Source organism: Roseovarius sp. JB2-10 (assembly GCF_055693585.1).
Genome location: NZ_CM146337.1, coordinates 2,329,520 through 2,342,527 on the forward strand (window position 1 = coordinate 2,329,520; position 13,008 = coordinate 2,342,527).

12 protein-coding genes and 1 pseudogene are annotated in these 13,008 nt (G+C 58.2%); 9 read left to right on the top strand and 4 right to left on the bottom strand.

The window, feature by feature from the left end:
- Positions 1-22 precede the first annotated feature (22 nt).
- Genes ACZ1HJ_RS11685 through ACZ1HJ_RS11705 form a run of 5 tightly spaced genes read left to right on the top strand, consistent with a single transcriptional unit; the run spans position 23 to position 3,271 of the window.
- Positions 23-631: a VOC family protein gene (locus tag ACZ1HJ_RS11685; RefSeq protein ID WP_472718838.1), complete on the top strand. Its 609-nt coding sequence runs from the start codon at positions 23-25 to the stop codon at positions 629-631.
- Positions 631-1,119, top strand: a complete 489-nt coding sequence (locus tag ACZ1HJ_RS11690) for a GNAT family N-acetyltransferase (protein ID WP_472718839.1) — start codon at positions 631-633, stop codon at positions 1,117-1,119. Before ACZ1HJ_RS11685 ends, ACZ1HJ_RS11690 begins: the two co-directional genes overlap by 1 nt.
- Before the next feature lie 42 nt (positions 1,120-1,161).
- Positions 1,162-1,839: a TerB family tellurite resistance protein gene (locus ACZ1HJ_RS11695; RefSeq protein WP_472718840.1), complete on the top strand. Its 678-nt coding sequence runs from the start codon at positions 1,162-1,164 to the stop codon at positions 1,837-1,839.
- 1 nt (position 1,840) lies between these two features.
- Positions 1,841-2,872, top strand: a complete 1,032-nt coding sequence (locus tag ACZ1HJ_RS11700; RefSeq protein ID WP_472718841.1) for an endonuclease/exonuclease/phosphatase family protein — start codon at positions 1,841-1,843, stop codon at positions 2,870-2,872.
- Between the two features lie 36 nt (positions 2,873-2,908).
- Positions 2,909-3,271: a hypothetical protein gene (locus ACZ1HJ_RS11705; protein ID WP_472718842.1), complete on the top strand. Its 363-nt coding sequence runs from the start codon at positions 2,909-2,911 to the stop codon at positions 3,269-3,271.
- A gap of 18 nt (positions 3,272-3,289) precedes the next feature.
- Here the strand turns inward: ACZ1HJ_RS11705 and ACZ1HJ_RS11710 are convergent, their stop codons facing one another.
- The 4 genes and pseudogenes from ACZ1HJ_RS11710 to ACZ1HJ_RS11725 form a co-directional block, all read right to left on the bottom strand.
- Positions 3,290-4,837, bottom strand: coding sequence for a Ppx/GppA family phosphatase (locus ACZ1HJ_RS11710; protein ID WP_472718843.1), 1,548 nt, complete (start codon positions 4,835-4,837; stop codon positions 3,290-3,292).
- 51 nt (positions 4,838-4,888) lie between these two features.
- A pseudogene (locus ACZ1HJ_RS11715) lies at positions 4,889-7,062 on the bottom strand (RNA degradosome polyphosphate kinase).
- Positions 7,063-7,110: 48 nt separating this feature from the next.
- Positions 7,111-7,785 (bottom strand): P-loop NTPase family protein, encoded by a 675-nt coding sequence (locus ACZ1HJ_RS11720; protein ID WP_472718844.1) that lies wholly within the window; start codon positions 7,783-7,785, stop codon positions 7,111-7,113.
- A complete protein-coding gene (locus tag ACZ1HJ_RS11725; protein ID WP_472718845.1) occupies positions 7,785-8,852 on the bottom strand; it encodes an AI-2E family transporter in 1,068 nt (355 codons plus the stop codon). The genes ACZ1HJ_RS11720 and ACZ1HJ_RS11725 overlap by 1 nt, the downstream gene beginning before the upstream one ends.
- Positions 8,853-9,000: 148 nt before the next feature.
- Between ACZ1HJ_RS11725 and proS the strand changes: the two genes are divergently transcribed.
- The 4 genes from proS to ACZ1HJ_RS11745 all read left to right on the top strand — a co-directional run bounded on the left by proS (position 9,001) and on the right by ACZ1HJ_RS11745 (position 12,985).
- A complete protein-coding gene (gene proS / locus ACZ1HJ_RS11730; protein ID WP_472718846.1) occupies positions 9,001-10,353 on the top strand; it encodes a proline--tRNA ligase in 1,353 nt (450 codons plus the stop codon).
- Between the two features lie 79 nt (positions 10,354-10,432).
- Positions 10,433-10,933: a DUF2937 family protein gene (locus ACZ1HJ_RS11735; protein WP_472718847.1), complete on the top strand. Its 501-nt coding sequence runs from the start codon at positions 10,433-10,435 to the stop codon at positions 10,931-10,933.
- Between the two features lie 65 nt (positions 10,934-10,998).
- Positions 10,999-12,309 (top strand): lipoprotein-releasing ABC transporter permease subunit, encoded by a 1,311-nt coding sequence (locus tag ACZ1HJ_RS11740; protein ID WP_472718848.1) that lies wholly within the window; start codon positions 10,999-11,001, stop codon positions 12,307-12,309.
- Complete coding sequence (locus ACZ1HJ_RS11745; protein WP_472718849.1) at positions 12,302-12,985, top strand: ABC transporter ATP-binding protein; 684 nt, start codon at positions 12,302-12,304, stop codon at positions 12,983-12,985. The genes ACZ1HJ_RS11740 and ACZ1HJ_RS11745 overlap by 8 nt, the downstream gene beginning before the upstream one ends.
- Positions 12,986-13,008 lie beyond the last annotated feature (23 nt).

Sequence of the window (13,008 nt, forward strand, 5' to 3'; positions counted from 1 at the left end):
TCGGTAATTTCAGGAGACATTTATGCTTGAATTGGACCATCTGGCTGTGGCGGCGCAGACGCTGGAAGAAGGTCGTGATTACGTCGAAGAAAAACTTGGTGTGGCCCTGCAATCCGGCGGGAAACACGCACATTTTGGCACGCACAACATGTTGCTGGGGCTCGAGGGCGGATTGTATCTGGAGGTGATCACCATTGATCCCGAAGCGCTCGCGCCCGCATATCCACGTTGGTTCAATCTGGATCAGTTTTCCGGCGCGTCGCGGGTAACCAATTGGATTTGCAGATCAGATGATCTGGATGCCGCTGTGGCGCGCCATCCCGGTGCGGGGGACCCGGTATCGCTGAGCCGTGGCGATCTGCGGTGGCGCATGGCCGTCCCGGCCACTGGCGCGCTGCCGATGCAGGGTATGTTTCCGGCTCTGATGCAATGGGATGGGCATGACCATCCCGCGCAACGGCTGATCGCGTCGGGCTGCGCGTTGAGCACCCTCACCATCTGCCACCCACAGATCGACGAACTGAGCGCGGAGTTTGCGGGTGAGATTGTGGATGACCGGGTTGTGTTTGAACAAGGTGAGCCCGGTTTGCATGCAGCATTCTCCACCCCTTCGGGACTGCGGATTTTGTGATGATCATCCGGGACGCCACCCCTGAAGATGCGGCAGAAATTGTGGCCTACTGGAATCCCCAGATCCGCGATACGGCGGTCACTTTTGCATCGGAACTCAAAACCCCTGACGCGTTGGCGGTCCTGATCCCCGAAAGACAGGCCGCGCATCAGGCGTTTCTGGTGGCCGAGGATGGGGGCGCGGTGCTGGGACATGCCACGTTTTTCCCGTTTCGGGGCGGGTCGGGATATGCCCGGACGATGGAACACACCGTTATTCTTGATCCGCGCAGAACGGGTCGCGGCATTGGGCGGCGCTTGATGGCGGAGCTTGAGGATCGCGCCCGCGCGGCCGGCATTCATGCCATGATCGCGAGTGTGAGCAGTGAAAACCCTCGGGCCGTGACATTCCACGAGCAAATTGGATTTCGCCATGTCGCCACGTTGTCGGAAGTGGGCCGTAAATTTGACCGTTGGATGGATATGGTTGTCTTGCAGAAACTCCTGTAAGCCTCGCCTGACAAGTTAATGCAAAGCCGATAGAGTATCGCCATGTCGATCTGGACACGCATATCCGAGGCCCTGTCGGCGCTGGCCAGCGGCGAAGGCTTGAGCGCGGTTTTCGACCGGTTGCGCACGCCGCCCGAACGCAGTGTCGCCTTTACCATCGCGGTGATCGCATTGAGCGCGAAAATGGCAAAGGCAGATGGGCTGGTGACGCGCGATGAAGTGACGGCCTTTCGCGAAGTGTTCCAGATTGCACAGGCGGACGAGGCTGGTGCGGCCAAGGTTTTCAACCTTGCCCGCCAGGACGTCGCCGGGTTCGAGGAATATGCGACGCGGATCAGCGGCATGTTCGGTGAAGAACGCGAAGCCCTGTATGACCTGGTCGAAGGCTTGTTCCACATCGCCATGGCGGATGGGGTGTATCATCCTAACGAGGACCTGTTTCTGGAACGCGTCGCAGAGATTTTCGACATCCCATCAACGGAATTCAAAGGCATGCGCAGCCGCTTTGTGCCCGATGCAACGCCTGATCCATACGTCGTTCTGGGCGTCACACCCGACACACCCCTTGAGGACATTCGCGCGGCATGGCGGCGGATGGTGCGTGACACACATCCGGATCGGATGATGGCCCGCGGCGTACCTCAGGAGGCAATCAAGCTGGCAGAAAAGCGGTTGATCGACATCAATCGCGCGTGGGAAGACATCAGCGAAGGGGCCTGATATGCGCATCGCCACATATAATGTGGAATGGTTCAATGCGCTCTTCGATGAAGAGGCTAACCTCTTGGATGATGGCGAATGGTCACGTCGTCATGATGTGACGCGGTCTGATCAGCTGGCGGCGTTGGGTATCGTTTTCACAGCCATTGATGCGGATGCGGTGATGGTGATCGAGGCCCCGGATCATAACGGCAAGCGCGCGACCGTGCCGGCGCTGGAGAATTTTGCGTCGGTGATGAAGCTGCGCACCAGCAAGGCTTTGGTCGGGTTTGAAAATGACACCCAGCAGGAAATCGCACTGCTCTATGATCCCAAAGCCCTGACCGTGCGCCATGACCCAAAAGGCGGGGAAACCGGCAAAAAGGGTTCTCGCGATGCGCCCCGTTTTGACGGCGTTTTCCGGATTGATCTGGACATCGACAATACAGAAGATTTGGTGACCTTCTCGAAACCGCCCTTTGAGGTTGCGGCAAAAACCGCCAGCGGGACCGAACTGCGCCTCATTGGCGCGCATCTTAAATCCAAGGCACCCCATGGCGCACGTAGCCGGGATGAGGTCATGCGCAAGGCCATCGCCAACCGCCGCAAACAACAGGCACAGGCGGTCTGGTTGCGTCAGCGGGTTGAGATGCATCTGGAGGCGGGTGACCACCTGATTGTTCTGGGTGACATGAACGATGGCCCGGGTCTGGATGAATATGAAAACCTTTTTGGGCACTCTTCGGTTGAGATTTTGATGGGCGAGGGGGCCGCCCCTGAAATGAGCCTTTATGACCCGCATGCCCGCCGCGCGTTGCAGCGCAAAATCGGGGCGGTCAACACAACCTCACGGTTTTATCTGTCCAAGGAAAAACGCTACATTCAAGCGCTTTTGGATTATGTCATGGTGTCGCCGGGTCTGCTCTCCAAACGGCCAACATGGCGTATTTGGCACCCGTTCGATGATCCTGATTGCTGGAACATGCCAGAGCTGCGACAGGCGCTTATTACCGCCTCGGATCACTTCCCGGTGACGATGGATATCGATATCTGACCTTCAATTGTTGCAAAAGTACCCTATATTCGGGGAATGAGACGTTTTGCACTGATCTTGACCCTCGCAGGTGCTGCTGCTGTTCCGCTGCACGCACAAGAGGCGGACTCCGAAGACAGTTTTTCTCTTATGGAAGAGGGCGCACGCCTGTTTTTTCGGGGCATCATTGAAGAGATGGAACCCCGGATGGATGAGCTGCGCGGCTTGGCAGACGACATGCAGCCCAAATTGCGCAGTTTTGTGGATGAAATGGGCCCGGCACTGGCCGAAATCCTGGGCAAAATCGATGATCTGAGCGTGTACCATGCGCCGGAGATCTTGCCGAATGGAGATATCATTATGCGGCGCAAAACACCCAAGGAAGAGACCGAAGAACCGCAAGGTGAAATCGAACTTTGAACCGGTTTTCGCGGATTTTCAGGCCTTGGCCCGCTTGACGACAACCTGAGCATCCAGAGACGCCGCCAGCGACATGAACCGCGCTTCGGCCACTTCTCCGAACAACGGTGTGGCCTCTGGTGACAGTTTGAGTTCCAGTACGCGTTTTCGTGGATGCCAGATCATTTCGCCGGGATTGGCATCTTTGCTCAACCACAGCATGGCCGCAAAACGCATCGCCTTGCCGAGCACTTCGGCCTCGTGCTGCCGCTCCGGTGGGATCAGACCATAGAGGGTTTCAAACCGGGTGCCGCCGCGCTTGTTGGAATACCGGTGCATCAAGGCCAAACCGACAAACACACGGTCCGAATGCTTTAACCCGCCCAGATTGGCCCGTGTCGCGTTGTCGAAGCACACTTCGGGACGGTAATCGGGATGGGCCCGCCAACTGACATCATGCAAAAGGCACGCGGCCTTGATCAGGCGGCGCTTTTCCGGGCCCGCAGATTTGAAAATCGGCATGATGAAATTGTAGATGATCTTGCCGAAACCCCGCACGCGTGCGTCCTTGGCCTCGGCAAACCGACAGGCCTCGATCAGGGGGTCACGGTCACGCAATTGCTGGGGCATTTGCTCGTAGAGCAATCCCTCGCGGATTCCATAGCTCGATAGTGCTATGTCGCGCGGTTTAAAAACCTTGACGATTTCGCGCAAGACTTCGGCCGCATGTGACACCAGCGCCATTCGGGCGGATGAAACACCCGCGCGCTGACGCAATTCTTCCGTATTGGTGATGTCGATATATTGCGCGGTTTCGCGGACGGATTTGGCCGACATTCGGTATTCGTGCAGAACCCGCAGCGGATAGCCGCGCCGTTCCATGTCGATCTTGGCAATTGCCCGCCACGATCCACCCACCAGAAACAGCCGGTTGTTTTGTGGCCCCATTTCCGCGCGCATTTCAGAAACTGTTTTTTCTATCAATGCCTTGCGGTCTTTTTTGCCACCCTTCACATCCAGAAGTTTGAGCGGCCCCAAAGCCGATGTGACCCGGCTGCCCACACGGCCGCCGTCGATCGCGGCAAGCTCCATCGACGATCCGCCAATATCGCACACCAACCCGTAAGAGCCGGGCCAGCCCAACAAAACGCCCTGGGCAGAAAGCCGCGCTTCTTCGGGCCCGTCGATCACCCACACTTTGGTGCCTGTCGCCTCTAAGATTTCGGCGCAGAATTCGGGCCCGTCTTCGGCCTCGCGCACGGCGGCTGTGGCGACCATGGTCAGCGGGCCGGTTTCCATTGTCTGGCTCAAGAGGTGAAACCGGGTGATCGCCGCCAGCGCCCGTTCCCGGCCTTCAGGATTTAACCGGCCGGTCTCGGACATGCCCGCGCCCAGCCCACACATGATCTTTTCGTTGAAGAAATAGGCAGGGCTCCGCGCGGCGCCGTCAAACACAACCATCCGAACCGAGTTTGACCCAATATCGACAACACCCACACGGCTGAGCGCGCGTGCCGAGGGCTTGTCAAACAGCGGCCTGCCAAACGGACCGGCGTCGCCTTGTGTGCTGTCGTTGCTGCCGTCCATGCGTCCCCCCGCAAACCTTGGCTAAGTGTATGCGACAGCCGGGCGGTTCGGTCAATCTTCGGTATGAGTCAATTTGGGCACATCCGACGCCCCGGCCGACCCGCGCCCCGACAGGGACGGGTTTTCCATGAAAAAGCGGTGACAGTTGAAGGCAAATTCGCCCTCAGGGGTTGGGTTGCGTACAAAACTGCCATCCCCGGTCATCACCCAGCTTTGGGCGACATCCGCCATGTTGGCCGCCATCACCTGACTGACGATCTGGGCTTTGACAGTTGGGTTTTCGATCTCGACCAGTGTTTCCACGCGGCGATTGAGGTTGCGGCCCATCCAGTCGGCCGAACTGATGAACACCCGCGCTTTTTTGTGCGGCAACCCGCGGCCATTGCCAAAACACACGATCCGGGAATGCTCGAGGAAGCGGCCGACAATGGATTTCACGCGGATATTTTCCGAAAGTCCTGCAATCCCGGGTCGCAAACAGCAGATGCCGCGGATCACCAGATCAATGCGCACGCCCGCCTGACTGGCGCTGTAGAGCGCATCGATGACATCGGCATCCACCAGCGAATTCATCTTGGCCCAGATCGCGCCGGGTTTGCCATTGCGAACATGGTCGACCTCGGCCTCGATCATCTCAATCAGGCTTGATTTCAAGGTCAGCGGCGAGATGGCCAGATTTTCGAGCGTTTCCGGTTGGGCATATCCAGACAGAAAATTGAAAACCTTGGTGGCATCGCGCCCCAACGTAGGATTGCAGGTGAAAAAACTGAGATCGGTATAAATCTTGGCCGTAATCGGGTGATAGTTCCCGGTGCCGTAATGGGTATAGGTGACCAGATTATCGCCCTCGCGGCGCACCACGGTGCTGATCTTTGCGTGGGTTTTCAGATCCAGAAAGCCATAAACCACATGGGCGCCGGCCCGTTCCAGACGTCTGGACTGCCGGATGTTTGCGGCCTCGTCGAAGCGCGCTTTCAGCTCAACCAGCGCCGTGACGGATTTGCCGTCCTCCGCCGCCTCGCACAGCGCCTCAACAATGGGTGACAGCTTGGATGTTCGATAAAGAGTTTGCTTGATCGCCACAACATTCGGATCGCGGGCGGCCTGATTGAGAAACCGCACAACCATATCAAAGGTCTCATAAGGATGATGGAGCAACACGTCCTTTTGCCGGATGGCCGCGAACATATCGCCATCGTGATCCTGCACCCGCTCGGGCACGCGCGGTGTGAAGGCGGGCCATAACAGGTCGGGACGGGCATCCAGAACCAGTTCGCTCAGATCGGCCAGACCGATCATGCCCTCTACCTCGACAACCTCGTCAGGGTTTACATTCAGCTCTCCCATGATCACGGCGCGCAGATTTTCCGGCGCGTCGGTCGAGATTTTCATCCGCACCACTTCGCCCCGGCGCCTGCGTTTCAGGGCAACTTCGAATTCACGCACCAGATCTTCGGCTTCATCCTCGACCTCGAGGTCGCTGTCGCGCAGCACGCGGAATGCACAATGGCCTTTGTATTTGTATCCCGGAAACAGGCTGTCGAGATGCAGGATCAGCAACTCTTCCAACGGCAAGGTGCGATGGCAGCCTTCGGGCGCAGGCAAGGTAATGAAACGGTCGATCTGAGCGGGAATTGGCAACAGAGCCTGAAGGGATCGTTTGTCCTTCTTGCGCTCCATTTGAAGCGCCAGCGAGTAGCCCAGATTGGGAATGAAGGGAAACGGATGCGCGGGATCAATGGCCAGCGGTGACAGAACCGGGAAGACCTTGTCCAAAAACACCTTGGCCAGGAAGGGCCGGTCATCTTCGGTGACACTGTTGCTGTCGAGGATCGAGATGTTTTCGGCTTCCATCTCAAGACGCAATTTCTGGTAGGTCGATTGCTGGGCCTGAAGCAATTTCCGCGCGTCTTCGTTGATCAGGACCAGTTGTTCGGCCGGGGTCAGCCCATCGGATGCCGGGGTGGTGTTCCCGGCCCGGGCCAGCTCCCGCAAACCCGCGACGCGGACGTTGTAAAATTCATCAAGGTTGTTGGCAGAGATCGACAGGAACCGCAGGCGCTCGAGCAGCGGAACGCGGGGGTTTTTGGCCTCATCCAGAACCCGCCAATTGAAGCCCAGCCAACTGAGTTCGCGATTGTAGAACCGGGCTGGGCCGGTCAAATCGACCTCCGGCATCTCGACCGGGGCGGGCAGGGGGATTTTAGAAAATCTGCAGGCGACATAGCCGGTTATTGTCCAAAATACGTAACAGGAAGGTGACGAGTGTGACGCTAGAACGCAATATTGTCCAGCACTTGCCGCGCAAGCGTGCGATTGATGGCGCGGCCACTTTCCATGGCCGTCTCATCAAGTGCGGCTACCACATGTCCCACAGCATCGAAGGCGCGGGGCATGCGCCGGATCAGATAGGGGATCGTGTCGGGCGCCGGTGACAATTGCCGGTCGGTAAAGAGCTTCATCAACACGGCGGCCAGCAGATCATCATCCGGGGCCTCAAGGGCCACAAGCCCGGTGCCCTGCATCCGGCTTGCAAGATCAGGCAGGGTCAGCCCCCAGTTCTGAGGTGGTTTTTCCGCCGTTACCAACAGCGCGTGACCCTCGGCAAGGGTCAGGTTGTGGAGGTGAAAAAGCGCGTCTTCCAATGGCCGCATTCCGGCGATCAGATGTGCATCTTCCACCGCTACATGCCCTGCCGCAAGTGTGGGGATGTCCGCGTTGCCAAGATCTTTTGCAGCGATGATTTCTGCCCCGGCCAAGGCACGCCAAACGCAGCACAGATGGGTTTTGCCGGCACCGGGTGGACCCGTCAAAATCAATTTGCGGGAGGTCCAGCCCTGCCACCCTTCGATCATGCCCACAGCAGCGGCATTTGCAGGCGACACAAAGAAATCATCGCGCCCCAAGGCCTGTCGGACCGGCAGCTCAAAGCTCAATTGCCGCGCCATCAGTTGTTGTCCTGTTCCTCAAGCCCTTGGTAGAGGCGGCTGTCCTTGTATTGGCCAATGGCAAACCGCGCCAGAACCCCGATCGATGCGGCCACGGGCACGGCCACCAGCATGCCGACAAATCCGAAGAGGGTCCCAAATACTGACAGGGCAAAAATCAGCCATACTGGATGCAGCCCGACCGATCCGCCGACCAGTTTGGGTGTCAGCACATTGCCTTCGATGACCTGTCCCAGCATGAAAATTCCGGCGACCAGCCCAATCGAAAGCCAATCCCCCCAGAACTGGAACAGGGCAAGGCCCAGAGCCAACGCCCCGCCAAGCAACGCCCCGATATAGGGAATGAACGTGATCAACCCTGCAAACGCGCCAACCACGAGGCCGAATTGCAGGCCCACCAGCATCAGCGCCAGCGCATAATACGTGCCCAGGATCAGGCAGACTGTGCCCATCCCGCGGATGAAACTGGCGAGTGTTTTGTCGATATCACCGGCCAGTCTCCGCACGACCGGCGCATGATCGCGGGGCAGCAGATCATCGATTTTTGCAATCATCCGGTCCCAATCATAAAGCAGGTAGAAGGCCACAACGGGCACGATCACAAAGAGCACAGCCACGTTCAGCAGCGATGCGGCTGAGGTCAGCACGGAGTTCAATAGCTCTCCGCCCCGCTCGCGGATGGTTTCACCCAAAGACAGAAGCGTTTTGTGAACGGTCGAGTCTGCGTCCAGCAATTGCGGAAACTTCTGCGTCAGAAACCCCTGTAAATCCCGCGCCAGTTGCGGCGCCACGTTGAAGAGCGCGATGGATTGTTCGACCAGCGTTGGAACGACCAGAAGCGCCATAACGACAAAGATCAGCAGGGCAATCAGTGTGATGATCGTAACCGAAAGGGCGCGCGTGCAGCCCATCTTTTCCAGCCGGTCCGCAACGGGATCCAGAAAATAGGCCACAGCGCCCCCCAGAACAAACGGCAAAATGACGTCGCCCAGAGACCAGAGAAGAATAAGGAAAACGGCTGAAGCAATGCCCCAGTATTTCATTTGTGTTTTGACCGGCAGGGCCATGCGCGCCTCAGTAATTGGTTAACCCTAGACATCGCCCAACGCGGCCATGCTTTCAAGGGCCGGGGCGCGAAAAGCACGGTGTGGTGGCTTGTATGCGCTTTCGCAAAGCCATAAACGGATGAAAACGTCTTTCCCTTTGAGGTGCCTCATGCGTCTGTCCCGCTATTTTTTGCCCGTTCTCAAGGAAAATCCCGCTGACGCGCAGATTGTCAGCCATCGTCTGATGTTGCGGGCGGGCATGATCAAGCAGGCGACCGCCGGGATTTATTCGTGGTTGCCGATGGGCTTCAAGGTGCTGCGCAAGCTTGAAAACATCGTGCACGAAGAACAGATGCGCGCAGGCCATGTGCCCATGTTGATGCCCACGCTGCAATCGGCGGATTTGTGGCGCGAAAGCGGGCGATATGACGATTACGGCGAAGAAATGTTGCGGATCTCCGACAGGCATGGGCGCGATATGCTGTATGGCCCCACGAATGAGGAATTGATCACTGATATCTTCCGCAGCCACGTGGGCAGCTACAAAGACCTGCCGATGACGCTCTATCATATCCAGTGGAAGTTCCGCGATGAGGTGCGCCCACGGTTTGGTGTCATGCGGGGCCGTGAGTTCTTTATGAAAGACGGCTACAACTTTGATTTGACAAAAGAAGATGCGCTGCACGCCTACAATCGCCATCTGGTGAGCTACCTGCGCACCTATGAGCGCATGGGCCTGCAGGCGATCCCGATGCGCGCGGATGGTGGGCCAATTGGCGGCGATTACACGCATGAATTCCTGGTTCTGGCCGAAACCGGCGAATCCGAGGTGTTTTACGATAGCGCCGTGACGGACCTGACCTTTGGGGATCGCGTGATTGACTTTGACAGCAAAGAGCAATGCGCTGATATCCTTGAGGAATTCACCACGCGCTATGCCCGCACGGATGAAACCCATGATGAGGCGCTCTACAATGAGATCCCCGAAGACCGTCGGCGCAGTGCGAGGGGCATTGAGGTAGGGCAAATTTTCTACTTTGGCACCAAATATTCCGAGCCGATGGGCGCCACGGTGCAGGGCCCGGACGGCAAACCTGTGCCAGTGCACATGGGTAGCCACGGGATTGGCGTCAGCCGCCTTGTCGGCGCGATCATCGAGGCCAGCCATGATGAAAAGGGCATTATCTGGCCCGAAGGTGTGACGCCCTATCACGTCGGGATCGTTAATCTGAAGCAAGGCGATGAGGAGGCCGACGCGGCATGCGAAAGCCTTTATGCCTCGTTGCAAACCCTTGGTTTGGAACCTCTTTACGATGATCGCAGCGAGCGGGCTGGCGGTAAGTTTGCCACAATGGACCTCATCGGCTTGCCGTGGCGTATAACGGTGGGGCCGCGTGGATTGAAAAACGGCGTGGTTGAGCTGACCAGTCGCCGCAGCGGTGAAAGCGAAGAGCTGCCTCCGGAACAGGCGCTCGAAAAGGTTGCCAAAATCTACGCGGCTCACCGGGTCACGGGCATCTGAAACACTCTGTGATTTTCTGGGGATTTCCGGACGAGTGACAAATCGCTATACTGTCTCAAAAAAGAATGAGGCAGAGCAGATGTTTATGAAAGCCATGGCAATGGCCTGCGGTGTGACGTGCGCCGCAGCTTTTTCGCAATTTCCGGAATATTCCCAGCAATATACGCAGCGACTTGCCGGCGCGGTGGATGAGCTTTCGGGCGTTGTGCAGGCGTTTGACGCGGACGCCGCGGGCCTTGGGCTCACCCGTGCAGCGGCGCTGGAACAGATGACCAATGCGCGTGGCATGTCGGCCGCACGGGCCAATTCCATGCGTCGCGTTTTTGATCGACATGATAGATTATCGAATGATCTGAACGCGTTGAAATACAAAGCTGTCACGGCGCAGGCGGCGCAAATCTGGCGTATGACGGATATGGATGTGGCGAAAAAAGCCTGGGCCGATTTCAAACCTGCCGTGCCTGTCTCGTCGGACGGGATCGGATTTGGCATTGCCGGCTTTCTGGCCGGGCTTGGCGTGATGGGCGCTTTGGGCGCGGTTTTGCGGCGGATGACAGGGCGCGCGCGGGTTGAGCCTTGACCTTGCCGGTGCCCACGGTCACTGTCCGCGCAAAACAAGACAAATCCGCGCTCTGAGGTCACATTTTGGCAGCCAACCCAACCCCCTTTGCTCCATTTGAATGGATGATCGCCTGGCGGTACTTGCGCGCAAAACGCGCCGAAGGTGGCGTCAGCGTGATGACATGGATCAGTTTGATTGGCATCACGCTTGCGGTGTTTGCGCTGATTGCTACGCTGGCTGTCCGCTCAGGCTTCCGGGCGGAGTTCGTTGACACCATTCTGGGAGCCAATGCGCATGTGACGGTCTACAATGCGGGGATCGTGGATGATCAAACCGGTCGCATCGACCGGACGCTCAAAGACTACGACGCAATGGCCGAACGTGTGCGCGCGGTGCCGGGCGTCACCCGGGTTGCACCACTTGTCAAAGGGCAGGTGATGGCCAATTCGCGAGATCGCAATGCCGGCGTCCAGGTCTTTGGCATCACGCTTGAGAATTTGAAAACCATTCCCCGCATCGCCAATCCCGACACCGGCATTGGTGACATCAACAGCTTTGGCCCCATTCCCGACACGCAGGAAGCTACCGTGGCCATCGGTTCGGGCGTGGCGCGTGAGTTGGGCCTTGCTGTGGGAGATCGCATCAAACTGATCCTGCCCGGCGGTGTAAAATCGCCCCTGGGCGCGACGCCCCGGGTCAAAAACTATGATGTCGGATATATTTTTTCGGCCGGGCGGTACGACATCGATCGCACCCGCATCTACATGCCATTTGCCGAGGCGCAGAGCTTTTTCAACCGCGAAGGGCGCGCCGATGAATTGGAAGTGATGACCACCGATCCGGACCGGGTCGATGATCTCGCGGTGTCGCTGCTGCGCGCGGCGGGTGAAACGAGCCAGCTTTGGACATGGCGGGACGCCAGTGGCGGGTTTCTGCGGGCATTGGATATCGAGGACAACGTGATGTTCATCATCCTGTCCATTCTTGTGCTGATTGCGGCGATGAACATCACCAGCGGGTTGATCATGCTGGTCAAAAACAAAGGCCGCGACATCGGGATTCTGCGCACGATGGGCCTGACAGAAGGATCGATCTTGCGGGTGTTTTTCATTTGCGGTGCGTTCACGGGCATGATCGGCACACTCTTTGGCGTGATCCTGGGATGCCTGTTTGCCGTCTACATCGATCCGATCTTTTCAGTGGTTAACATGATGTCGGGGGGGCAGGCATGGGATCCATCGATCCGCGGCATCTATCATCTGCCAGCGCAATTAAACGCCCGGGATGTGCTCTCGGCGGTGGCCTTGTCGCTCGGGTTGTCCTTTGTCGTCACGATTTTCCCGGCGCGGCGCGCGGCCCGGATGAACCCGGTTGAGGCGTTGCGCTATGAGTGATGTGATGCTGCGTCTCGCAGGTGTTGAGAAGACCTATAACGCGGGCAAATCCAATGCCGTTCAGGTGCTGAAGGATGTGCAGCTTGAGGTCGAAGCCGGTGAGATGGTGGCATTGGTCGCGCCGTCGGGCGCAGGCAAATCGACCTTGTTGCATATTGCCGGTCTGCTGGACACGGCCGATGCCGGTCAGGTGCAGATTGCGGGTACGGATATGACGGGGCTGAGCGATCGGCGCCGGACCGTGGCGCGCCGCCGGGATGTTGGGTTTGTCTATCAGTTCCACCATCTGCTGCCGGAATTCTCGGCGCTTGAAAACATCGTCCTGCCTCAACTGGCCAACGGTGTGGCGCGTGGTGTTGCCGAGGACCGCGCACGGGATTTGCTGACCAGGGTGGGTGTGGCCGAACGGGCGGGTCACAGACCCTCAGCAATGTCCGGCGGGGAACAGCAGCGCGTGGCGTTTTGCCGGGCCCTTGCCAATCAGCCGCGGTTGCTCCTTGCGGATGAACCGACGGGAAATCTTGATCCGGCGACGTCAGATCAGGTTTTCGCGGCACTTGTAGAGTTGGTTCGGGACACGGGATTGGCCGCCCTGATTGCGACGCATAACATGGAACTTGCTGCCCGAATGGACCGCGTGGTGCGTTTGGATAAGGGCGCTTTGGTGCGTGCCTGATGCGCGAAGCGCGCGGATTACCC

Coding starts and splice junctions, on each gene's coding strand:
- ACZ1HJ_RS11705 (WP_472718842.1), top strand. CDS start 2,909: ATGAGACGTTTTGCACTGATCTTGACCCTCGCAGGTGCTGCTGCTGTT.
- ACZ1HJ_RS11700 (WP_472718841.1), top strand. CDS start 1,841: ATGCGCATCGCCACATATAATGTGGAATGGTTCAATGCGCTCTTCGAT.
- ACZ1HJ_RS11695 (WP_472718840.1), top strand. CDS start 1,162: ATGTCGATCTGGACACGCATATCCGAGGCCCTGTCGGCGCTGGCCAGC.
- ACZ1HJ_RS11720 (WP_472718844.1), bottom strand. CDS start 7,785: ATGGCGCGGCAATTGAGCTTTGAGCTGCCGGTCCGACAGGCCTTGGGG.
- ACZ1HJ_RS11735 (WP_472718847.1), top strand. CDS start 10,433: ATGTTTATGAAAGCCATGGCAATGGCCTGCGGTGTGACGTGCGCCGCA.
- ACZ1HJ_RS11685 (WP_472718838.1), top strand. CDS start 23: ATGCTTGAATTGGACCATCTGGCTGTGGCGGCGCAGACGCTGGAAGAA.
- ACZ1HJ_RS11745 (WP_472718849.1), top strand. CDS start 12,302: ATGAGTGATGTGATGCTGCGTCTCGCAGGTGTTGAGAAGACCTATAAC.
- ACZ1HJ_RS11710 (WP_472718843.1), bottom strand. CDS start 4,837: ATGGACGGCAGCAACGACAGCACACAAGGCGACGCCGGTCCGTTTGGC.
- proS (WP_472718846.1), top strand. CDS start 9,001: ATGCGTCTGTCCCGCTATTTTTTGCCCGTTCTCAAGGAAAATCCCGCT.
- ACZ1HJ_RS11725 (WP_472718845.1), bottom strand. CDS start 8,852: ATGGCCCTGCCGGTCAAAACACAAATGAAATACTGGGGCATTGCTTCA.
- ACZ1HJ_RS11690 (WP_472718839.1), top strand. CDS start 631: ATGATCATCCGGGACGCCACCCCTGAAGATGCGGCAGAAATTGTGGCC.